Raw genomic sequence first — 22,521 nt, 5'->3', positions numbered from 1 at the left:
GATGAAGTAATTTTGTTATGGTAAGTTTGTGTAACCGAATATGAAACATTACTACTAGGGGTGCCCTAAAATTCGTGGGCTGAGAGGAAAGCACGTAAGCTTTCCGACTCTTATGGACCTGATCTGGTTAATACCAGCGTAGGGAAGTAGTCAGACGATGTATGTCTATTCTATTTCAGCTTATGGAAGCCAGGTCCCTTTGTGGATCTGGCTTTTTTGGTCATCCCTAAAAGACGGGAGGGAGACAATTTGAATCGAACACGACTGTTAACAACCATGGCAATCCTTGTGGCAATCGGTACCCTGGGAGCACAGCTACTTTGGTTTCCAGCGGGAATTGCGAAGGCATATCCTGTACAGCATGCCGTTAATGTCATAGCTGCAGTAGTGCTAGGTCCAGGACCTGCTGTCATCATCGCATTTGTGATTGGTCTATTGCGAAATATGCTTGGTCTAGGAACATTACTAGCTTTTCCTGGTGGAATGATTGGCGCATTTCTAGCTGGGTACTTCTATCAAAAATCGAAGAAAAATATCGCCGCGGTCATTGGGGAAGCGGTTGGTACTGGATTAATAGGATCGGTGTTTGCCGTACCTTTTGCAATCATTTTGATGGGTAGTTCTGTTGGGGTATTTGCCTTTCTTCCATCATTTCTCATTAGCAGTATTACTGGTGCACTCATTGGCTGGTTTATCTTGTCACGTGTCAACCAGGATAGTCTAGTAAAAAGCTTTTAGGAGAATCAAATTAGTATGAGGAGGATTTTTAAATGACGTTTACGAATCAATTGAGAAAAGAAAATGATGATATTTTTCAACTAATTTTTGAGCACCCATTTGTAGAAGGTATCGGAAAGGGTGATATTGCTAAAAGCGCGATTGAGCACTATGTAAAAGCCGACTTTGAATATTTAAACGCATTTATGAAAATTTACGGGTTAGCCTTAGCAAAATCAACAAGTCGGAAGGATATTATGTATTTCCATGACAAAATAAGCTTCATCCTGCATGATGAAATTCACCCACATCACAATTTCTGTGATTATATCGGAGTTGGCTATGAATCACTTCAGGGACACTCACTTCCACCAACAGCAGACCATTATATCAAGCATATGATGTATCATGCACAGCTTGGAACTTTAGGGGAGATACTAGGTGCCTTACTTCCTTGTCCTTGGACCTATTTAGAAATTGGAAAAGAGCTAATGGAAAAATACCAGCCGAAAGAGGACCATCCTTTTTATCAATGGATTCGCTTTTATGCTGATTCCAGAGTAGAAAACACAACCAATGACATGAGAATGCTTCTGGACCGCTATGCAGAACATATTTCTCCTGATGAGAAATTACGGATAAAGGATGCATTCCGAAAAAGCTGTCAGCTAGAATTAAAATTCTGGGAAATGGCATATAGTCTGGAACAATGGCCTTCTGATGGAAAGCAGGCGATCCATTCATGACGATTCCTTGTTCCTTAACGATTGCTGGAACAGATCCAAGTGGAGGTGCAGGAATTCACGCCGATCTGAAAACATTTCAAGAGATAAAAAGCTATGGAATGTCCATTATCACCTCGGTAGTTGCTCAAAATACAACTGGGGTCCAAGCAGTACATCATTTACCGAATGAAATGATTCATCAGCAATTCGATTCCGTTTTGTCTGATATGCCGGTTCATGCATTTAAAACAGGGATGATTGCAACCATTGACATGATGCAGCTTATTAGGGAACAAATAGCTACTATCAATGCTCCCTATGTCATGGACCCTGTCATGGTTGCGACAAGTGGGGACTCCTTAATTGACGGGAATGCCCGTAATTATTTACGTGAACATCTTTTACCGCTAGCCTCCGTTGTTACACCAAATATTCCAGAGGCAGAATTTATTATTGGCCAATCGATTGAAACGGTGGAAGATATGCAAGAGGCCGCAACGATAATTGTTCATCAATACGGTGCAGGTGCAGCCCTTGTAAAAGGAGGTCATCTATCAGGAGAAGCAATTGATTTTCTATATGATGGCAAAAAAATGCATACCTTTACAGCAAAAAGAGTGGAGACAGCCAACACCCATGGGACAGGGTGTACATACTCCGCTGCTATAACCGCCTATTTAAGCCAAGGCATTATGCTACCCCTAGCAGTGGAAAGGGCAAAGGAATTTGTAACAAATGCAATCCAACATTCCTTTGATCTCGGTAGTGGAAATGGTCCAACTAATCACTTTGCAGCAAGAATGGTTGAGGTGGAGTAATGGATTTTTCTATTATCCAAAATGTTCGTTCACAACAACCACTTATTCATCATTTAACCAATCAGGTGGTCATGAATTTTACAGCAAATGGGTTACTGTCTTTTGGTGGGGTACCAATAATGGCAAAGGCTGTAGAAGAAGTAGCAGATATAGCAACAATTGCGGACGGTGTATTAATTAATATTGGAACACTAACACCAGCTGAGGTTCCCGCTATGATTCTAGCAGGTAAAACCGCCAATGATCGCAATATTCCAGTAGTACTTGACCCTGTCGGGGTAACTGCAACCCCCTTTCGTTCATCTATGGTTCACCAACTATTAAAAGAAGTTCAACCGACAGCAATTAAAGGAAACGCCGGTGAACTTGCCCATTTGGCAGGAATCCCATGGAAATCAAAAGGCGTCGACTCTATTGGTGATGGAAATACAGAGGAAGTAGCAATTAAAGTGGCCGAAGTCTATGAAACTACTGCGGTTCTAACGGGAAAAACTGACATCATATGCTCCGGAACCAAGCTTATGCATAATCAATTAGGGAACGACATTCTTACAAAAGTTACTGGTGCAGGCTGTTTACTAGGGTCTCTATTAACCGCATGTTTCACTACCGATGATTCTATTGACAAACAAGCATTAACAGCTGTTTCATTCTATGGATTAGCTGCTCATCATGTCGCAACTAAACCAGAGGTAAATGGTCCAGGGACATTTATTCCCCATTTTATTGACGCATTGTCCATGAGCATGGACAAATTAGGAGGGAGCTAATCCATGGAGCAGACATTAGAAAAAGCTTTACGCATATACTTCATTATGGGCTCTCAAAACTGTAAGCAAGATCCTGTTAGTCTCTTAAAGGAAGCAGCTAAGGCAGGAATCACAGCCTTTCAATTTCGAGAAAAAGGAAAGGGTGCCCTTACCGGCAGCCCAAAGCTAGAGCTAGGAAAAAAGCTGAGAGAAGTATGTTGGGAGCATCAGCTATTATTTATCGTCAATGATGATGTTGAATTAGTAGACAAATTAGAAGCAGATGGCCTTCATGTTGGTCAGGATGATCGTTCTGTACAGGAGGTTCGAGATGAGTTTCCTGAAAAAATCATTGGTCTTTCTGTTTCCAATTCTCATGAGGTAGACGAAAGCCCTATTGAACTAGTAGATTATCTTGGAGCTGGACCGATTTTTGGCACAACAACAAAACCAGATGCAAAAAAACCTGTTGGCATTGAGTGGATTCAAGACCTAAGAGAGCAATTTCCAACTATTCCTCTAGTTGGGATAGGTGGTATTCATGTCGACAATGCAGCCAGTGTTATGGAGGCTGGTGCCAATGGGGTGGCAGTAATCTCAGCAATCACTGACTCCGTAAATGTAACCCATACTGTAAGGCAGCTGTGATTGTTTGCCCCAAAGAGAATGATGGGTTACAAAACTAATTTTCTTATTCAACTTAAAAATGGTGTTGACATTTGCGCTTTATCACTTTATTATAATAAACAATAAAATTGTTCGAAAATTTAATATTGGGTGTTGAAGAAGAGGAGTAACTTTTTCCTAAGGCTGTAGAGAGCTGGTGGTTGGTGCAAACCAGTGCTAAGGGGATAGTGAATGGGCTTCGGAGCCTCCAAACCGAACGTAAGGAAACTTTTCAGTAGGCTTTGGCGAATGTCTCATCGTTATAAGAGACCTATATTAAAGCGCACGGCGTAAGATATAGAACAAGCGAATTGCATACTGCAATTAATGAAGGTGGCACCACGGGTTCCTCGTCCTTTGGATGAGGGGCCCTTTTTGTATTTTTAGGAGATTTCTGATGAAAGATTAACACGTTTCATAATAAAAATTTCATACCATAAATCGTTTTAGTAAGAGTAGTACGTATATCGAAAGCATTACAGAGAGTTAAGCAGTGGTGAGAGCTTAGCATGATAGGAGATACAGAATGGACTTACGAGAGGCTTTCTGAACCATCTAACAGTAGGGAAGCACGGGATTCTACCGTTAAAAGGATAGGGTATCCAATACTGTTGAAGTATATACGTACCTGAAGAAGTGAGATTGAAGTCTTCAATCTAATGAGAGGTGGCACCGCGGCTACTCCGTCCTCCAATTACATGTTTTCTATGTAATTGGGGGGCTTTTTTTATGGAGAAGAAACTATTGGAGGAGGAAAACACAAATATGGATTCACGTGTATCAAAGACCATTTCACTTAAAGTAAAGGAAATCGAGGGAGATACATTAACTCCCATTACCATTTTCCATCGTTTACAAGGAAAAAAGAAATTTCTGTTAGAAAGCTCACGCAAACACGAAAACACTGGACGCTATTCGTTTATCGGAAGTGACCCCTACCTTGAGCTAAGAGCATTTGGAGAAGAATACGAGATTCACCGGATTCTAGAAAAATCCAGAACTAGACAAAAGGGACAAATTCTGGAGATTATGCAGCAACAATTAGGTGTCCCAGATGAGGTACTCCCCTTCCCTTTCTTTGGAGGAGGTGTTGGGTATATTGGCTATGACGTCATCCGCCAATATGAAAACATCGGCAAGATACCTAGTGATGAAATGGAAATGCCGGATACACACCTCATGTTTTATGAAAAAGTAGCCATTTTGGATCACCAATTACAAAAAATATATGTGGTCGTCCTGAATCTTTCTGGAACTGTTTCCGATGGACAATTGCAACATGAGCTCAATCTTATGGCGGAACAGCTCCTCACTCCTTCGACACAGGAATTAACGTTGGAACCAGTAAAAGTAGGAGCTGTTACCTCAAATTCCTCGAAGGAAACCTTCACGGATATGGTAAAAACAGCAAAGGAGCACATAAAAAAAGGGGATGTATTTCAAGTAGTTCTATCACAAAGATTACAAGCCAAAATGGAGGGAAATGCCTTTTCCTTCTATCGGAATTTAAGAAGAACAAACCCCTCACCTTACATGTTTTATATTGATTTTGATGATTATTTGCTTTTAGGAGCATCACCTGAAAGCTTAGTCTCTGTTCGAGACAATCAGGTATTCACCAATCCAATAGCCGGAACCCGCAAAAGAGGCTTGACTGAAGAAGAAGATTGTAAGTTAGAAGAGGATTTATTATCGGATGAAAAAGAGCTTGCTGAGCACCGCATGTTAGTCGATCTAGGGAGAAATGATCTAGGTCGTGTGTGTGAATTTGGAAGTGTATCGCTTACTAAGCATTTAACGGTTGAGCGCTATAAACATGTCATGCATATCGTTTCAGAGGTAAAAGGAGCACTCCGAAAAGATGTATCCGCACTGGATGCATTACTATCCTGTTTACCTGCGGGAACCGTATCTGGTGCCCCCAAAATTCGCGCCATGCAATTAATCAACGAACTAGAACCTACAAAAAGAGGTGTGTATGCAGGTGCAGTAGGCTATGTCAATGTAACAGGAAATCTTGATTTTGCATTAGCAATTCGAACAATGGTAGTCAAGTCACAGACAGCCTATGTTCAAGCGGGTGCGGGAATTGTACTTGACTCTGTTCCCGAACAAGAATATGAAGAAACGCTTCAAAAAGCAAGAGCATTATTGGAGGTGAAGGAATGATATTACTAATTGATAATTATGATTCGTTTACGTATAACCTATATCAGTATTTAGGAGAGCTCGGTGCGAAAGTCATCGTAAAGCGAAATGATGACATAACGGTGGAAGACATCGCATCTATGAACCCAAATGCAATCATCTTGTCTCCCGGTCCAGGTCATCCAAGAGATGCTGGTATCTGTGTAGAGGTTATTCAATCCTTCTATCAAGTGATACCTATTCTTGGAATATGCTTGGGACATCAAGCCATTGGGGCTGCCTTCGGAATTCCTATTGTTCAAGCAAAAAAGATCAAACATGGAAAAGCATCGCAAATAAAGCATAACGGAAGCAGGTTATTTGAATACATGCCAGTTCCACTTGAGGTGATGCGGTACCATTCCCTAGCCATCGATAAAAAAAATACCTCGCTACAATTTGAGGTTACGGCTACATCCATGGATGATGGGGAAATTATGGCAATACAGCATCTGTCCTATCCATTATTTGGACTGCAGTTTCATCCAGAATCAATTGGAACACCTTACGGAAAGAAAATCCTAAAGAACTTTTTAGCGTATACAAGAGAGGAGACAATGAACCATGCAACCGTATCTTCAGAAATTAGTTAACAAAGAGAATCTAACGCGGACCGAAATGAAAGCTGTAGCTGAATTGCTATTTTCCGAATCCACTTCCGATAGTGAAATAGCTGCTGTACTTATGGGACTTTCATTAAAAGGTGAAACACCAGAGGAAATCGCTAGTCTTGTTGAGGTGCTGAGAAGACATGCCTTACCTTTTCAAAGACGGCTCTCTGGTGTAATGGATAATTGCGGAACTGGAGGTGATCATTCGCAGAGCTTCAACATTAGTTCGACTTCAGCCTTTGTCATCGCAGCTGGAGGAGTTCGAGTAGCGAAGCATGGAAATCGAAGTGTCTCTAGCAAAACTGGAAGTGCAGATGTATTAGAAGCATTAGGTATTTCACTTGATTTTTCTGTAGCAGAAACGGAAGAGCTTTTAGAAGAAAATGGAATTGCCTTCTTATTCGCACCACATGTTCATCCAAAGCTAAAGCAAATCATGAAAGTGCGGAAAGACTTACGAATCCCTACTATATTTAATTTAATTGGTCCTCTGACCAACCCAGTAGAATTAGAAACACAATTACTAGGAATCTATCGAAGAGAGCGGTTAACGATGATGGCAGAGGTACTGAATCAATTAGGTAGAAAACGCGCCATCGTTGTAAATGGAGCTGGTTATATGGATGAGGCTTCACTCGTCGGAGAAAATCATCTTGTGTTAATGGAGCAAGGGAGTATTACAGAATTTACGCTGACGCCAGAAGAAGTAGGATTAACAAGGTACCCACTAGAAGCGATTAGAGGTGGCGATACAAAAGAAAATGTGCAAATTCTATTAGATGTCCTACGCGGGGTAAAGGGGCCCTATTTTGAGACCGTGCTATTAAATAGCGGACTTGCATTCTATGCGCATGGAATAGCTACCACCATTCAAGAGGGAATAGCACTAGCAAGGGAAAGCATTGCATCCGGTGCAGCACTAGAAAAATTGGAATACTTAATTGCCTATAGCAATAAACGAAAAGCGGGGTAGAAAATGATGACCATATTAGATGATATTTTGAAAGTAAAGGAAAAGGAAGTTGCTAGCATCAAAGCAGATGGGGTTACATTTCCTAATAACGACTATCAGCCACGTTCACTCTATGATTCCTTCATGAAGAACAATCAATTAAATGTGATAGCAGAAATAAAACGTGCCTCCCCTTCAAAGGGGGATATTCTAACAAAGGTAAATCCTGCTGAACAAGCCAGCAAATACACCTCAGCAGGCGCTGGTGCAATTTCCGTATTAACGGATAGTCCTTTCTTTAAAGGGTCCATACAGGATTTACAAGCCGTGCGTCACGTAGTGGACATCCCAATTTTATGCAAAGACTTTATCATTGATACTGTTCAAATTGATCGAGCAAAGGCTTGCGGCACGGATGTAATTTTATTAATTGCGGCAGCACTTCCGAAAGCAAAGCTAATCGAATTATATTTTTACGCAAAATATCAGGAGCTAGAAGTCCTACTTGAAGTTCATAATCAGGAAGAATTACAACTTGCTCTTGAGATGGACGCTAAGATTATCGGAATTAATAATCGTGATTTGAAAACCTTTCAGGTTAGCTTGTCGGTAACGGAGAAATTAGCAAAGCAAGTAAATACAAACGAAGTACTACTGATTAGTGAGAGTGGGATTGTCACAAAAGCTGATGCAAAAAGGGCTGCACATGCGGGCGCAAAAGGCATTTTGGTTGGGGAAACACTTATGCGGTCAACAGACATTAATGCTACGATGCGTGAACTTACGATAGAGCTTGGAGGTGAAAAAGAATGAAGGTAAAAATTTGTGGCGTGAAGGATGAAAGGACCGTTCAAGCGGCGATTAGGCAAGGAGTAGATTTTTTAGGGTTCATGTTTGCTGAAAGCAAGCGGAGAATTTCCGTGGAGAAAGCAAAGGAGCTTGCACATTTTGTGCCAGAGCACGTGAAGAAAGTTGGTGTTTTCGTTAACCCAACAATAGAAGAAGTATTATCGGCAATTAGCCAAGTAGGATTAGATTTGGTCCAGCTACATGGTGATGAGACACCTGAGTTTTGCCGTAACATACCGCTTCCAGTGATTAAAGCATTTCCAATTCGTAGAGAAGAGGATATTCATCGCACGAAACCCTATAAAGTGGATTACTTTCTTTTTGATAGCGCCGGCGGGAAATACCGAGGTGGAAGCGGCATGACGTTCGATTGGAAATTACTACAACAGCTAAACATTTCAAAGGAACAAGTAATCGTCGCGGGAGGGTTAAACCCAGATAATGTTCAAGCTGCCATAACAGAAACAAACCCTGCTATTGTTGATGTTTCTAGTGGTGTGGAGACAAACGGCGAAAAAGATCTAGAAAAAATTAAGGCATTTATGAAGGCAGCTAAAAAGAAGGAGTTGAAGGATCTTGTATAATTTTCCAGATCAACATGGACAATTCGGATTGTACGGTGGTAAATATGTTCCGGAAACCTTAATGCAGGCAGTAACTGAATTAGAAGAGGCTTATGATCGGGCAAGAAAAGACCCTGATTTCACGGAACAACTAAACTATTACTTAAAACAGTATATTGGTAGAGAAAATCCATTATATTATGCTGAAAATTTATCAAAGCACTTAGGGGGGCCTAAGATTTATTTGAAAAGAGAAGACTTGAATCACACTGGTGCTCATAAGATCAACAATACCATTGGGCAAGCGCTCTTAGCCGTACGTATGGGGAAAAAGAAGATCGTCGCCGAAACAGGTGCTGGGCAGCACGGTGTGGCGACAGCGACCGTTTGTGCCTTGTTGAATTTAGAATGCGTCATTTTCATGGGTGAAAAAGATATTCGTCGTCAAAAGCTGAATGTCTTTCGAATGGAATTATTAGGTGCAAAAGTGGTGGGAGTTCACCAAGGTAGCGCTACATTGAAGGATGCTGTTAATGAAGCCCTTCGCTACTGGGTTACACATGTAGAGGATACCCATTACATTATTGGTTCTGTTTTAGGGCCACATCCTTTTCCAAAAATGGTTCGAGATTTTCAAAGTGTAATTGGCAAGGAAACGAAGAAACAATTTCAGGAAGCTGAAAGCCGACTACCGGATGCTGTTATTGCTTGTATTGGCGGCGGGAGTAATGCCATGGGGATGTTTTATCCATTTATCCATGATGAAACAGTAGCAATGTTTGGAGTGGAAGCAGCCGGAAGCGGATTGGCTACCAACAAACATGCCGCTTCTCTAACAATGGGCACTCGAGGCATCCTTCACGGCGCAATGATGTATCTATTGCAAGATCAACACGGACAAATCCAAGAAGCACATTCTATTTCCGCAGGGTTAGACTATCCAGGAGTTGGTCCTGAGCATAGCTATTTAAAGGATATAGGACGTGTTCATTATACATCTGTCACCGACGAAGAGGCATTACAAGCTTTTCAATTATTATGTCGCACAGAAGGGATTATCCCTGCTTTAGAAAGCTCACACGCGATTGCATATGCAGTGCAATTGGCTGAGAAAATGACCACTAATCAAGCAATCGTTATTTGTTTGTCCGGTCGTGGCGATAAAGATGTGGATACGATACAGGAAGCATTAGGAGGGGCTAAACATGAGTAATCTATTATTAGATACAGCCTTCGAAAAAGCTAGAAATTCTGGTAGAAAAGCATTTATTCCTTATGTCATGGCTGGAGACGGTGGATTAGAATCCTTAGAAAAGAAGCTCTTATTCTTGCAAGAAGCAGGCGTAACAGCAATTGAAATTGGCATTCCCTTTTCAGATCCTGTAGCAGATGGACCTACCATTCAAGAAGCAGGTAAGCGTGCTCTGGATCAAGGCACTTCTTTAACCATGGTGTTAGATTATGTGAAAGGGATTCAGCAGAAATTAGAAGTACCTCTCATCTTAATGACCTATTTGAATCCAATCTATCAATACGGTGTTGAGAATTTTGCTAGCGATGCTAAGGCTGCTGGTATTAGTGGCGTTATTGTACCAGACCTACCACTAGAACAATCACAGCTACTTTCCAGTCATTTAAAGCATAATAGCATTTCATTCGTTCAATTAATTTCCTTAACTAGTCCGGAGGATCGCATCAAAAAAATAGCCGCAGCTTCAGAAGGGTTCCTGTATGCTGTAACCGTAAATGGGATAACAGGTGCTCGTTCCACTATTGGAGAAGAATTGCAGGGCTATTTTAAACGGATTAAGCAGTATAGTCACACACCAGTTCTAGCCGGATTTGGCATCTCTACTCCGGAACACGTACAGACAATTGGTGAGCTTTGTGATGGCGTCATTGTAGGAAGCAAAATTATATCGCTGCTGGAAGAAGATAAGTATGACGCCATTAAGAAGCTTGTTCAGGCTTCTGTTTACAATCCTTCATAACGGGAAGGGATAGCACCCCTTCCCGTTAACGATTGATGTCTTCTACCAACTACTAAGGATTTGGTACTGAATCTTTATGGATAAATCCTTTACTTTCTTCCACTACTTTATTCCTTAGTTAAAGCATCGTTTGAGTATATTATCTTATTTTTCTGAAAATTAAAGGGTATCCATCTGGAACCGTCGAATACATGTTAGTAACACAGAGAACTTGCGGAAAGGAGGCAACTAAATGAGACAAGCTGACAAACAGAGGACCATTTTTCTCGACACCTCATAAAGCTACACTATTTTCTTCATCACCACGTTTCAATTACATTGTACGTTCTTATCCACCTTAGAAGTTTCAAACGCCTTTCTGAAAAATAATTTCTATTATTAGGAGGAGATTTGTTATGAAGCTTTATTTAGATCCTGGTCATGGTGGTTCAGATAGTGGAGCAAGTGGAAACGGGTTGTTAGAAAAAAATATTAATTTGGATATTGCACTTCGCATTCGAAATACGTTAGTAAATAGTTATGAAAATGTGGAGGTTCTCATGAGTCGTACGACAGATACGACCAAAAGCCTTCAACAGCGAACCGATGAGGCAAACGCCTGGGGAGCAGACTACTTTTTATCCATTCATTGTAATTCCTTCAACGGAGCGGCACAAGGATATGAGGATTATATTCATAGTAATTTATCCGATTCATCATTGACTGCTAGCTATCAAGATATTCTCCATACTGAGGTTACAAGAGTTAACCAACTCACTAATCGCGGGCAGAAAAAAGCTAATTTTCACGTGTTACGTGAATCCTCCATGCCTGCGCTTTTAACAGAAAACGGATTTATCGATAATGCCCAGGATGCGAATTTAATGATGCAATCAACCTGGCGCCAAACAGTAGCACAAGGACATGTTAATGGAATCGCAATTGCATTTAATTTACAGCCGAAGCAAAACGATACAGATATTCTTTATAAAGTAATTGCCGGATCCTTTCAATCAAGAGATAATGCAGAGGAGCGAGTTGCCTATCTTAGCGGTCGGGGTATCGACTCATTTATTGGTACGGTTACCATTTCTGGAGAGCTTTGGTATCGTGTCCAAGCAGGTGCCTTTTCAACTCGTGATAGTGCAGAAGCACGTCTTGAAGAGGTACAAAATGCAGGAGTCACAGATGCCTATATCGTAACAGAGCAAAAACTCACGATTGTACAAACCGCTGTCAGCAACTAATGGTTTAGCGGGTGGCTTAAATAGAGTCGCCCGCTAACCACTTTGAAAAAGCAAGTAGGTCTGTAAACTGCATCGAGGCAGCTATTGAAGATTCTTCTCGATTTCCTACTAATACCGTTTTTGTACCCGCCTCCCTACCAGCATCAATATCAGGTTCACGGTCTCCAACCATGTAGCTTTCCGCTAAATCAATTGCATACCTTTCCGCAATATCGAGCAGCATTTGTGGTTTTGGTTTACGACATGCACACCCTGCATGTGGCTTATGAGGACAATAAGCAATATCGTCTATAGATGCACCAAACGCTTTTAGATCATCCTTCATTTTCTGATGAACCTTCTCTAATGCGGACTCCTTCATATAGCCTAATCCAATTCCTCCTTGGTTGGTGACAACAAAAACGTTATATCCTAAGTCATTCATTAATTTAATTGCCTCACCTACTCCCGGTAATAAATAGAAATCACTTGGTTTATTAACAAACCTCACACGTTGAGTCAGAACCTCATTAATAACACCGTCACGGTCAAGAAATACAGCTTTATTCATTATCATCACCCACACCTTATCATACCGCTTTTATAAAATTGTAAACCTCGTTTGTAGCTTTTAGGATCATATCTACTCTTCTACGACATTGACATGCTTCGTTAACAACGGTACATTCAGTATAATTCTATCCATTATTACAGGAGCCTACTATGTCCATTATTGATAAATTAAACCTTCATAAATATGAAAATATGGTAGTTCTCAATCAGCCAAGTGATTATGATACGTTTACTCGTTATCCGACAACGTTAACGAAGAATCATGATGCTATCTTTATTTTTGTTGAGACATTAGAAGAAATGATTAAACAAACTACAAACATAATCGATAACGTCCAACTTTTGGATGAAAAAGGTTATATTTTCTTAGCGTATCCTAAAAAAGGAAATAAACGATATAACACGTTTATTCATCGTGATGATATGTTCCCCGCCTTAAAAGTAGGGGAAGATGGATACATCGGAAATAGCGATATTAAATTCTCCAGAATGGTAAGTATGGATGAAGTCTTTACTGTTGTTGGCTTGAAGCGAGAGAAGAAGAAAAGCAAAAAATCCTCCGCAGCAAGTCAATGTGTCGCAGATTATGAGAACAACGTTCAAGACGTGGAAGCGATTCTTGCAAATCACCCAGAAGTGCTCCAATTCTATCAAAACTTAACACCGGGTTATCAAAAGGATTGGGCACGCTATATCTTCTCAGCTAAACAGCAACAAACACGTGAAAAGCGTTCGAAGCAAATGGTCGATATTCTCTCACAAGGGTATAAGTCAATTGATTTATATCGAATGAAGAAGAAATAAGAAGTTCACAAGCAAAAGGAAAGACCCTATGTTATGCAGGGTCTTTCCTTCTATTTATTATCAAATTATGTGAAGTACTTTTAATAAATTTAGCCACTTATTTACCTTCTCAGGAAGCATATTAAATCGATCATCTGTCATTATTTTTTCATTAGGTAATTCATTGAGTTTTAAGCTACTCATGACCTGGTCAATTAAGTCATTTAATTCAAGCTTACTTTGATCGAGTTCCACCAAAAAGTGTTGTTCTCCTTGCTCGGATAGTAGTATTTTTTCTAGTTTCTTCATGGTTTTCGTATTGATTTGGTATAGATCTTGGAAATCTATTTCTACATGACTCCTTAATTGATTCTCCCCCACATATGACCATTGCTCGGAATAAATCTCCGGGATCATATAGATCGAATCCTGGCTACCATCATGAACTGTACAATGAATTTCCATTCCACAGTGGTTACATGGTATTGTCCCGACTTGACCAATTCGAGCATTTTGAAAATAGAAAAAACCTTCTATCTGCCTTCTGCAAGAAGCACAGTAAGCTGGTATTATCGTTACATTTAACTCACTGCCATCCGTCATACATGTAATATCGTATTCTAGTTCTTTTTTAGGGTCTTCTATTAACGTGATCATAATATCCCCCACTTCACTTTTAGAAATACTCTCTTCCATAGTATTCTAGATAATTCCAAAAAATCCTCTATAAGAAAATAGTTTCATATATATCCCTTTTTCTTCCAGCATTATTTTACTTTATTAGTATAGCCTAATCAAATAACTTTGACATACGTTCTAAAATGTAGTACATTACCAAAGGACGAACAATTTTTGTTTATCCAAAACAAAACATTCGTATTTAGGAGTGTATTTCATGGAAAATGTATTTGATTACGAAGATATTCAATTAATTCCCGCAAAATGTGTTGTGGATAGTCGTTCTGAATGTGATACATCGATTACATTTGGCGGACGAACATTTAAATTGCCTGTTGTCCCTGCAAATATGCAGACAATTATAGACGAAAAAGTTGCATTACAATTAGCTGAGGGTGGATATTTCTACATCATGCACCGCTTCGAGCCACAAAAGCGCATTGATTTTGTTAAGGATATGCAAGCTCGTGGATTAATTGCGTCCATTAGTGTGGGGGTAAAAGAAGAAGAATATCGATTTGTTGAAGAATTAAAAGCAGAAAACCTTACACCAGAGTATATTACAATTGATATTGCACACGGACATTCCAATTCCGTTATTAGCATGATTCAACATATTAAAAAGAACCTACCAGAGACCTTTGTTATTGCTGGAAATGTTGGTACACCAGAGGCAGTACGAGAATTAGAAAACGCCGGTGCTGATGCAACAAAGGTTGGAATCGGACCTGGTAAGGTATGTATTACGAAAATAAAGACTGGTTTCGGAACAGGTGGTTGGCAATTAGCGGCCCTTCGTTGGTGCGCAAAGGCTGCGAGCAAGCCTATAATCGCGGATGGCGGAATTCGTACTCATGGTGATATTGCTAAGTCCGTACGTTTTGGTGCTTCTATGGTCATGATTGGTTCATTATTTGCTGGTCATGAAGAATCTCCAGGTGAAACAGTAGAAAAAGATGGTAATCTCTATAAAGAATATTTTGGTTCGGCTTCTGAATTCCAAAAAGGCGAAAAGAAAAACGTTGAAGGGAAGAAGATGCTTGTTGAGCACAAAGGCTCCCTTACAGACACGTTAATTGAGATGGAACAGGATCTTCAATCTTCTATTTCATATGCTGGCGGAAACAAACTAGATGCTATTCGAAATGTTGACTATGTCATTGTAAAAAATTCTATTTTCAATGGTGACAAAGTATATTAAGGTAAATCGTACTACGAAAGGCAACTCAATATTTGTGTAAATAAAAAGGTGAGTGGGATTTATCCACTCACCTTTTCCTAATTAGTCAACCATTTTTTGAAGCTCTTGTAGCTGAAATGTCCGAACCGATCTAGGTAAAAATCTACGAATTTCATCTTCGTTATACCCTACTTGTAGACGCTTTTCATCGATAATAATTGGCCTTCTAAGTAATCCAGGGTTTTCCTGAATCAGTTGATATAATTCCTTCATTGGTAGCTGGTCAATATCAACATCAATTTCCTTAAAAACCTTGGACCGCTCCGAAATAATTTCTTCTGTACCATCTTCTGTTAAACGTAAGATGCTTTTGATTTCATCAAATGACATCGGTTCTGAAAAAATATTACGCTCTTTAAATGGTATGTTATTGTTTTGGAACCATGCTTTAGCCTTTCTGCAGGATGTACAACTTGGTGTGACATATAGTGTTACCATGTAATTACTTCCTTTCTCTTTACAAGAGATTTGACGAACTCATCTACGGAATGTTTCCTATTTGTTCAAAGGAAGACATTTTAGTCCTGTAATAAAATTTATATCAATTAATTTTAAATATCTTTAATTCAATATAATATTATTACACTTGTGAACCGGTGTCAACCTTACGAACCTTACAATTATGTTAAAATAAAGCCCATTTGAAATAGCCTTATAAGGAAGTATTCCCTTAAGGCTATTATATTTATGCACTAATCTTTTGTTTCAACTGATTATAGATTCCATCCAATGGGTAACCATGCATTTTACTAATAATCAGTTTACCTTCTGTGTGTCGAATAATAATCCCGTTCCGCATCACTTTTATATCCTGAATGTCAGACAGCTTCGTTGTTTTCGGCTTTTTACTTTCAACCAGTTGCAACTCATCATCCGTAATAATAACCTTCTTTATTGGCCTACACATATAAACAAGTGGGACACCTACAAATCCACCCGCAGCAGCACCACCTAATGCAAATAAAACTGCGTTAAAAAATTGATAATCATCCCCTTGTGTCACACTGCCAATGAAGAATGCCAGAAATGCTACAATTAATCCACCTATAAGCATAATCGTATAATATTTATTATTCCCTTGAAACTCCATCACAACACCCCAAATCTATTTTTCTCTCAAGGTCAGTTTACCAAAAGAAAATCGTAATGAAATGGTAAAATAGTTCTATTTATGGATGCATTCTCGCGGTATCCAGCCAACTTGTCCATTATTTTTCTTAATTAAGCTATAGCCTTTACATGCATCATCAACAACCTTCACGTATTCACCGGAATGGACTGTTACAAAGGTTGTACTAAGATCGTTTTTACAGAAAAACTGACCATCCTTTTCTATTAAATACTCATTTTTTATCCATTGCTGAATACCAAGCTTACGATTCTCACATAGTGTGAAATAGTCCTCGCGTTTTAAGAGATTCATTTCATAGTTTGGAAAGGTAACCGTACCAACTCTGTCTGCATGTTCCGTGTAATCGCGTATTATCATTTCTTCTTGTCCTAATTCATCGACATAGGTAAAGGTATATTCTCCACCTTCTATAACGAGCGCGTTTAGCTGTCCATCTTGCTTAATTTGATTGCCGCCATCTATACAAATAATCCTTTTTTCAAGGTCTATTATCGGATTGTGCGAACTCGCCTCTGCAGCTCGGTAATTTACCACTGGCCAATGACCGACAACAACTGTTTTCTCAGACTGATGCCCTGACTCGTAGAATGCTCTGGCATATAGTGCTTGAGATTCATCTGTTTCATACCAATCATTGTGATTATCTATACCTGCATGAATGATGATGAGATCCCTCGTCTCATAAGCAACCGGTAATGACTCTAACCATTCAATCTCAGATTGAAAATAGGTATGGTAGAACTCTCCTAATTCTTTTAGACCCGAAAAATCATCTAGACTTTTACCATGTATGGCCATCATTTCATTCAAAATGGAGTGTTTTCTCTGTTTTATGTATGGTAGTATCCCTTCATCTTCACGAAATACATACCGGAAAACCACATCACAATTACCCTTTGTTAAAAAGATATTTTCGTTATTCTGAATAAGCGTACGTACATAATGGATTAATTTAATACTATCTGGTCCTTTTTCACAGAGATCTCCATTGATAAATAAATAATCCTCTTTTGAGAAATGGACCTTTTCTAATAGTTCTTGGAAGAGCTTTAAGTTTGTATGGATATCGGAGGTAATAATCATTCTTCTTGTTTCATCTAAATCAAGCTTTTTAATATTAATCATGGAATTCTTCTCCTATCGTTTCATACCATTTGATTGCTTCTGACTCGATCTCTAGCACTACATTATGTTTGCCTCTTATATAAGAATCCATATCAAATGGATGTTGTTTAGCTAGTTCTTTCTTTAATTCTCCATATCGTTTTACGGCACTCCGATGTGTTCTTAAGTAATCACGGAATGCTAAGTGACGTTTAATTTCTTGGCTTCCTTGTTCATAAACATGTACATGATGCGTTCGATTATTACCACCCTTTTGAAAATATCTTCGTCCAGGGATACCATTCTCACCTCGAGGTTCATACCCAATCCCAATCATCGCGTCATGAAAATCATCTATTCTATTAATATCATGAACAACTGGCATTATATCAATAATTGGCTTAGCAGCAAGACCTGGTACAGCAGTGCTACCTATATGATAAATATGGTCTACTTCTAATCCAAAAATTTTCTTTAGCTCAGCTACCTCGCTTTGAAATAATGATGGCCATTCCTTCCTATACGGTACAACCGAGACACTTCGCATGCACACCCTCCCAATTACGCTCGTTTTCTATCATCATTTTAATATACTTTAGTAGATATTGCAGAAAATTTGTACAGACGACTTAATCCATTAACCGAGGATAGAAACTTTTCACACAAATACTTCCAAATATTGTCGATAACCGATACAATACTAATAGTAAGATTTAATACGTCTAAGCTTAGCGCTTCTAGGGGGAAAATTATCGTGAAGCTTACTACTAGAGAAATACTTTCAATACCTAATGTTTTGTCTTATATAAGACTACTATTAATACCTATATTCGTGTATATCTACATAACAGCAGACGGTCCAAGTGACCATTATGTATCAGCACTTATCATATTATTATCAGGACTTACGGATATGTTTGATGGATTCATTGCTAGGAGATTCAACCAGATAACCGAGCTTGGCAAAACAGTGGATCCGGTTGCGGACAAGCTAACCCAAGCAGCAATTGTAGGCTGTCTCATGTTTCGCTATGAGTACATGTGGCTCTTAGTAGTATTACTCATTGTAAAGGAACTGTTTATGGGGATAAATGGTTTAATCCTACTGAAAAGAGGACAAAAGCTAGATGGTGCAATGTGGTTTGGAAAAATCTCAACCGCAGTATTCTATGCAGCTACCTTTATCCTAATTGGCTTCCCTGAGATTGATCTTCAGGTTGCGTCAGCTCTAATGCTTGTTACGGGAGCATTCCTTGGTCTATCTTTTATTCTATATATCCCTGAGTTTATGAAACTATATCGCAATGTATAAAGAAAACCAAATAGAGGACACCACATCGGAACAGCTACTCCATTATCAAACGACAATGCGAGTTGTCCTTATGTGGTGTCCTTCATGTTGCTTATCAATCTATAAAGCTATATTGTTATTACTTGATTGGATTCCGCCGCTTCTACCATTTTTAATATCACACGTAATGATAACCATGCATCTTGCCCAGTTACCTGTGGCTCCTCGTCATTTCGCACGCATTCAACAAACGCATCGATTACACCACTATTCGTTTGATTATCATTTGTTTGAATAGACTCCAGCTGATAACGATTCCTTTCCCCATTTTCCGTAATAACCTCAATTGGACAGTCATGACGATGATATATCTTGATGATTCCTTTTTGACAGTACAAAATTGTACTATTATCTTCTTCTCCATAGTATGTCCAAGAAAAGGATGCTGTCCCTATACGTCCCTGCTTTGTTTTTAGCGTGCATACAATATTATCACATACCTCAATGGGGTTCCCTTGTTCATCCACTTTATCCAAGCTACCTTGAAAAGCGCTAACCATCTCAATTTCATCCTCTAGTAAGTAATGGATTAAATCAATCTTATGAATCCCTAAATCTCCGGCTACCCCAATGCTTGAACGATCTTTTTTGAAAAACCAGGTTGAATTTGTACTGTTAATACCCCAGTGTTCTGGTCCTTTATGTCCAAAGGAGGTCTTAAAGGTTAGCACATCACCAAGCTCTTTACGCTTAATTAGCTCTTTTGCCTTCTGATGAGCCTTTGTAAAGCGCTGATTATGATCAATCATTAATTTCTTTCCTGATTGCTTCTCTGCATCAAGAATGATAGCAGCCTGTTCAAGGCTTAGCGATATTGGCTTTTCACACAATACATGCTTACCACTCAATAGTGCTTTGGTAGAAAACACATGATGGCTTTCATTTGAAGTACAATCACTAATCATATCAATTGTCGTGTCTTGTAATAATTCTTCAACGGTCGTGACAAAGCTCCCTTCGAACAGCATAGCAAGCGCTTCTGCCCGTTCTGGATTCCGGTCATAAAAAACGATTTCATCAACATATGGATTTGCCTTATATTCTGGCGCATGGCGATATTTTGCAATCGAACCACACCCAATAATCCCTGCCTTCATTCTTCATCCCCCTATTCTCTCTTCTGGAATACAACGGCGACTATAATAATAAGCCCCTTTACAAAACCTTGGAGGTGCGGTGACACATTCATTAAGTTCATCATATTATTCAATATCCCTAGTATGAGAACACCGAAAAAGGTTCCAATGATTTTTCCGCGTCCACCCGTCATTCTAGTACCACCAATAATGACAGCAGCAATGGCATCTAATTCATATTGCATCCCTGAGCTCGCAGATGATATGGAATTTAACCGAGATGTTTCAATAATAGCTCCAACACTTACCAATAACCCCGCTAGTGTGTATACGCCTATTTTTACACGGTCGACAGGAATTGCAGATAATAGAGCAGCCTTTTCATTACTACCCAGCGCATAGACATAACGGCCAAATCGCGTTTTATGCATCAGTACGTATACCATTGCAGTCATTACAATGAAAATAATTATAGGATAATCAATTATCCAAAGTTCACTGTTAGCAATCGAAGTAAACCCTGCTACTTCACTAGAAATACTTCCACCACTCGAAATATAGAGCGCAATCGAACGTGCTGCAGCCATCATTCCTAGTGTAGCAATAAACGATGCGATTTTCCCTTTTGCTACCATTAATCCATTCAACATCCCAGCTAATACCCCAACTGCACATGCTGTTAATAAAGCTACGAATATACTCCCCGAAGCATTTAATGCAATTACCGTTAGGACACCCACAAGCGCAAGAACGGATCCAACAGATAGGTCAATTCCTCCTGATAGCATGACGACGGTCATTCCCAATGAAATAATTCCAATGATGGATACTTGCATTAATATATTCATTTGATTGTTTAAGTCCAAGAACCTTGGACTAATAATGGATGCCGCGATAAAAATTATTAGAAAAGCAATAATGACACTATATTCAGACCAGAGCCAGTTAAAGCGCTGTTTCCATTTTGACGTTGACGAATCCTGCTTGTTCTCCTCAAGTTTTGGTTTGGTAAGCATCTTTTTCTCCCCCCTTTATTGAACCTGTTGCATAGCCCATAATTTCGTCCTCTGTCGCCTGATGCCCATTTAAATTTGCTACTATTTCACCTTGGAACATCACATAGATGTGATGACATATTTTTAATATTTCTGGTGCTTCCGAAGATAAAATAATAATACCCTTACCCTGTCTAGCCAAGGATACAATATGGTGATAGATTTCTAGCTTTGCCCCAACGTCAATTCCTTGTGTAGGATTATCAAAAATAAGGATATTGGTATTTACTTCCAGCCACTTTGCTATTACTACTTTTTGTTGATTTCCGCCACTCAGCTTATCAATTGTTATATTGGGATTATGTACCTTTATATTAAGAAGGTCTTTATAATGTAGGAACTTTCCTTTTTCGCGATTTTCTCGAATAAATCCATATGCTTCCACATTCCCAATCGAGGATAGCGTCATATTATGCATCACACTTAAATCCTTGATAATGGCATTTTCCTTCCGGTTTTTAGGTACTAGGCCTATACCAGATTTCACAGCCATTTGTGGATGGTTTAGTTGAACGTTCTTGGCATCCACTTTAATTTCACCTGTGTATTTTTTTCGATAACCAAATAACGTCTCAAACAGTTCTGTCCTACCATCTCCCGACAAACCTGTAAATCCGACAATCTCTCCACGTTTCACTTGAAAATTTATGGAATGAAATAAACCTTTGCAAGTGAGATCACGTACCTCTAATACGACTTTCCCAAAGTTGTTATCATGCACAATTCTTTCTTCTGAAATGGTCTTCCCAACCATCATCGTGGTAATGTTTTCTAGTGTTTCATGTTGAATTTGTCCTGTCCCAACTAATTCACCATCACGTAAAACCGTATAGGAATCACATATTTGCTTTATTTCATTTAATTTATGGGAAATATAGATGAATGAGACTCCCGACTCCTTTAAGCTTTTCATCAATGAAAATAAGCGTTCTACTTCATGCTCTGCAAGTGCAGTAGTTGGTTCATCCATAATGATTAATCTTGATTGATGGAGTAGGGCCTTGGCAATTTCAATCAACTGTTTATAAGAAGTATCCAAATTACGAACATATTCTTTAGGATCAATGTCTACCCCGAGCTTCATTAGAATGTCACTTGTTTTACGGCACATTTCTTCCACTTTTACAATCCCCAATTTATTCCGAAGCTCCAGCCCTAAAAACATATTTTCATATACTCGTAGGTCTGGAACTACATTAAGCTCTTGATGAATAAAACGAATTCCATGATCTTGGGAAGCTTTAGGGTTAAACAAGTTTACTGCTTTCCCGTGAATAAGGATCGTCCCTTCATCAGGTCGAAAAACTCCCCCTAATATATTCATTAACGTCGATTTTCCAGCCCCATTTTCTCCAAGTAGTGCATGAATCTCTCCAGGTTCTACTTCTAGAGAGACGTTCATTAATACCGAGACACCATTAAAAGATTTATTTATTTTTTTCATGTGTAAAAACGGCTTTGACATACAATCTCTCCTTTTAAGGAAAAGAGGAAAT

At 39.2% G+C, this 22,521-nt stretch carries 25 protein-coding genes, 1 riboswitch and 2 other annotated features; of the genes, 16 read left to right on the top strand and 9 right to left on the bottom strand.

Going from position 1 to position 22,521, the window contains the following annotated elements:
• The first annotated feature begins 46 nt into the window (after positions 1-46).
• A riboswitch (TPP riboswitch) is annotated at positions 47-162 on the top strand.
• A gap of 87 nt (positions 163-249) precedes the next feature.
• From thiW to ABC228_RS07620, 13 genes are all read left to right on the top strand, one after another.
• Complete coding sequence (gene thiW, locus ABC228_RS07680) at positions 250-738, top strand: energy coupling factor transporter S component ThiW (protein ID WP_345824523.1); 489 nt, start codon at positions 250-252, stop codon at positions 736-738.
• A 32-nt stretch (positions 739-770) separates the two neighbouring features.
• Positions 771-1,463 carry a thiaminase II gene (gene tenA, locus ABC228_RS07675; RefSeq protein WP_345824522.1) on the top strand — a complete coding sequence of 231 codons (693 nt, stop codon included), beginning with the start codon at positions 771-773 and terminating at the stop codon, positions 1,461-1,463.
• Entirely contained in the window at positions 1,460-2,260 is an 801-nt protein-coding gene (gene thiD, locus ABC228_RS07670; RefSeq protein WP_345824521.1) for a bifunctional hydroxymethylpyrimidine kinase/phosphomethylpyrimidine kinase, read from the top strand. Before tenA ends, thiD begins: the two co-directional genes overlap by 4 nt.
• Positions 2,260-3,030: a hydroxyethylthiazole kinase gene (thiM, locus tag ABC228_RS07665; RefSeq protein WP_345824520.1), complete on the top strand. Its 771-nt coding sequence runs from the start codon at positions 2,260-2,262 to the stop codon at positions 3,028-3,030. Before thiD ends, thiM begins: the two co-directional genes overlap by 1 nt.
• 3 nt (positions 3,031-3,033) lie before the next feature.
• A complete protein-coding gene (gene thiE / locus ABC228_RS07660) occupies positions 3,034-3,657 on the top strand; it encodes a thiamine phosphate synthase (RefSeq protein WP_345824519.1) in 624 nt (207 codons plus the stop codon).
• A gap of 123 nt (positions 3,658-3,780) precedes the next feature.
• Positions 3,781-4,036: a binding site (T-box leader), on the top strand.
• Between the two features lie 75 nt (positions 4,037-4,111).
• Positions 4,112-4,369: a binding site (T-box leader), on the top strand.
• A 35-nt stretch (positions 4,370-4,404) separates the two neighbouring features.
• Positions 4,405-5,844, top strand: coding sequence for an anthranilate synthase component I (gene trpE, locus ABC228_RS07655; protein WP_427902216.1), 1,440 nt, complete (start codon positions 4,405-4,407; stop codon positions 5,842-5,844).
• A complete protein-coding gene (locus tag ABC228_RS07650; RefSeq protein WP_345824518.1) occupies positions 5,841-6,455 on the top strand; it encodes an anthranilate synthase component II in 615 nt (204 codons plus the stop codon). The genes trpE and ABC228_RS07650 overlap by 4 nt, the downstream gene beginning before the upstream one ends.
• Complete coding sequence (gene trpD, locus ABC228_RS07645; protein ID WP_345824517.1) at positions 6,427-7,446, top strand: anthranilate phosphoribosyltransferase; 1,020 nt, start codon at positions 6,427-6,429, stop codon at positions 7,444-7,446. Before ABC228_RS07650 ends, trpD begins: the two co-directional genes overlap by 29 nt.
• Positions 7,447-7,449: 3 nt before the next feature.
• Positions 7,450-8,238, top strand: coding sequence for an indole-3-glycerol phosphate synthase TrpC (trpC, locus tag ABC228_RS07640; RefSeq protein ID WP_345824516.1), 789 nt, complete (start codon positions 7,450-7,452; stop codon positions 8,236-8,238).
• Complete coding sequence (locus tag ABC228_RS07635; RefSeq protein WP_345824515.1) at positions 8,235-8,858, top strand: phosphoribosylanthranilate isomerase; 624 nt, start codon at positions 8,235-8,237, stop codon at positions 8,856-8,858. Before trpC ends, ABC228_RS07635 begins: the two co-directional genes overlap by 4 nt.
• The gene (gene trpB, locus ABC228_RS07630) at positions 8,851-10,050 is read left to right on the top strand and encodes a tryptophan synthase subunit beta (protein ID WP_427902215.1); all 1,200 of its coding nucleotides are present in this window, start codon (positions 8,851-8,853) and stop codon (positions 10,048-10,050) included. Before ABC228_RS07635 ends, trpB begins: the two co-directional genes overlap by 8 nt.
• Positions 10,043-10,828 carry a tryptophan synthase subunit alpha gene (trpA, locus tag ABC228_RS07625; protein WP_345824514.1) on the top strand — a complete coding sequence of 262 codons (786 nt, stop codon included), beginning with the start codon at positions 10,043-10,045 and terminating at the stop codon, positions 10,826-10,828. The genes trpB and trpA overlap by 8 nt, the downstream gene beginning before the upstream one ends.
• Before the next feature lie 395 nt (positions 10,829-11,223).
• The gene (locus ABC228_RS07620; protein WP_345824513.1) at positions 11,224-12,054 is read left to right on the top strand and encodes an N-acetylmuramoyl-L-alanine amidase; all 831 of its coding nucleotides are present in this window, start codon (positions 11,224-11,226) and stop codon (positions 12,052-12,054) included.
• A 16-nt stretch (positions 12,055-12,070) separates the two neighbouring features.
• Here ABC228_RS07620 and ABC228_RS07615 read toward each other — a convergent pair whose 3' ends face one another.
• Positions 12,071-12,604, bottom strand: coding sequence for a D-glycero-alpha-D-manno-heptose-1,7-bisphosphate 7-phosphatase (locus ABC228_RS07615; RefSeq protein ID WP_345824512.1), 534 nt, complete (start codon positions 12,602-12,604; stop codon positions 12,071-12,073).
• 152 nt (positions 12,605-12,756) lie between these two features.
• On the opposite strand from ABC228_RS07615, the gene ABC228_RS07610 reads away from it, so the two are divergent.
• Positions 12,757-13,410, top strand: coding sequence for a YdeI/OmpD-associated family protein (locus ABC228_RS07610; protein WP_345824511.1), 654 nt, complete (start codon positions 12,757-12,759; stop codon positions 13,408-13,410).
• Positions 13,411-13,470: 60 nt separating this feature from the next.
• On the opposite strand, the gene ABC228_RS07605 is transcribed toward ABC228_RS07610, so the two are convergent.
• On the bottom strand, positions 13,471-14,046 hold the full coding sequence (locus tag ABC228_RS07605; protein ID WP_345824510.1) for a hypothetical protein: 576 nt from the start codon (positions 14,044-14,046) through the stop codon (positions 13,471-13,473).
• A gap of 238 nt (positions 14,047-14,284) precedes the next feature.
• Here ABC228_RS07605 and guaC point away from each other — a divergent pair, with 238 nt between their 5' ends.
• Positions 14,285-15,268: a GMP reductase gene (gene guaC, locus ABC228_RS07600; protein WP_345824509.1), complete on the top strand. Its 984-nt coding sequence runs from the start codon at positions 14,285-14,287 to the stop codon at positions 15,266-15,268.
• 81 nt (positions 15,269-15,349) lie between these two features.
• Here the strand turns inward: guaC and spxA are convergent, their stop codons facing one another.
• The 4 genes from spxA to ABC228_RS07580 all read right to left on the bottom strand — a co-directional run bounded on the left by spxA (position 15,350) and on the right by ABC228_RS07580 (position 18,090).
• Positions 15,350-15,745 carry a transcriptional regulator SpxA gene (gene spxA, locus ABC228_RS07595; RefSeq protein ID WP_345824508.1) on the bottom strand — a complete coding sequence of 132 codons (396 nt, stop codon included), beginning with the start codon at positions 15,743-15,745 and terminating at the stop codon, positions 15,350-15,352.
• A gap of 247 nt (positions 15,746-15,992) precedes the next feature.
• The gene (locus ABC228_RS07590; RefSeq protein ID WP_345824507.1) at positions 15,993-16,397 is read right to left on the bottom strand and encodes a hypothetical protein; all 405 of its coding nucleotides are present in this window, start codon (positions 16,395-16,397) and stop codon (positions 15,993-15,995) included.
• A 75-nt stretch (positions 16,398-16,472) separates the two neighbouring features.
• Positions 16,473-17,564 carry a metallophosphoesterase gene (locus ABC228_RS07585; protein WP_345824506.1) on the bottom strand — a complete coding sequence of 364 codons (1,092 nt, stop codon included), beginning with the start codon at positions 17,562-17,564 and terminating at the stop codon, positions 16,473-16,475.
• On the bottom strand, positions 17,557-18,090 hold the full coding sequence (locus ABC228_RS07580) for a GrpB family protein (RefSeq protein WP_345824505.1): 534 nt from the start codon (positions 18,088-18,090) through the stop codon (positions 17,557-17,559). The genes ABC228_RS07585 and ABC228_RS07580 overlap by 8 nt, the downstream gene beginning before the upstream one ends.
• A 207-nt stretch (positions 18,091-18,297) precedes the next feature.
• Between ABC228_RS07580 and ABC228_RS07575 the strand changes: the two genes are divergently transcribed.
• Entirely contained in the window at positions 18,298-18,855 is a 558-nt protein-coding gene (locus ABC228_RS07575) for a CDP-alcohol phosphatidyltransferase family protein (RefSeq protein ID WP_345824504.1), read from the top strand.
• Positions 18,856-18,962: 107 nt separating this feature from the next.
• Here the strand turns inward: ABC228_RS07575 and ABC228_RS07570 are convergent, their stop codons facing one another.
• Genes ABC228_RS07570 through ABC228_RS07560 form a run of 3 tightly spaced genes read right to left on the bottom strand, consistent with a single transcriptional unit; the run spans position 18,963 to position 22,490 of the window.
• Positions 18,963-19,991, bottom strand: a complete 1,029-nt coding sequence (locus tag ABC228_RS07570; RefSeq protein WP_345824503.1) for a Gfo/Idh/MocA family protein — start codon at positions 19,989-19,991, stop codon at positions 18,963-18,965.
• Positions 19,992-20,002: 11 nt separating this feature from the next.
• Complete coding sequence (locus tag ABC228_RS07565) at positions 20,003-20,986, bottom strand: ABC transporter permease (RefSeq protein ID WP_345824502.1); 984 nt, start codon at positions 20,984-20,986, stop codon at positions 20,003-20,005.
• Positions 20,964-22,490, bottom strand: coding sequence for a sugar ABC transporter ATP-binding protein (locus ABC228_RS07560; protein WP_345824501.1), 1,527 nt, complete (start codon positions 22,488-22,490; stop codon positions 20,964-20,966). The genes ABC228_RS07565 and ABC228_RS07560 overlap by 23 nt, the downstream gene beginning before the upstream one ends.
• Positions 22,491-22,521: the final 31 nt, after the last annotated feature.

Source organism: Ornithinibacillus xuwenensis, from assembly GCF_039614845.1.
Classification (GTDB): domain Bacteria; phylum Bacillota; class Bacilli; order Bacillales; family Amphibacillaceae; genus Ornithinibacillus; species Ornithinibacillus xuwenensis.
The sequence above is the reverse complement of the archived record's forward strand: the minus strand, read 5'-3'. Positions and strand labels throughout refer to the sequence as shown.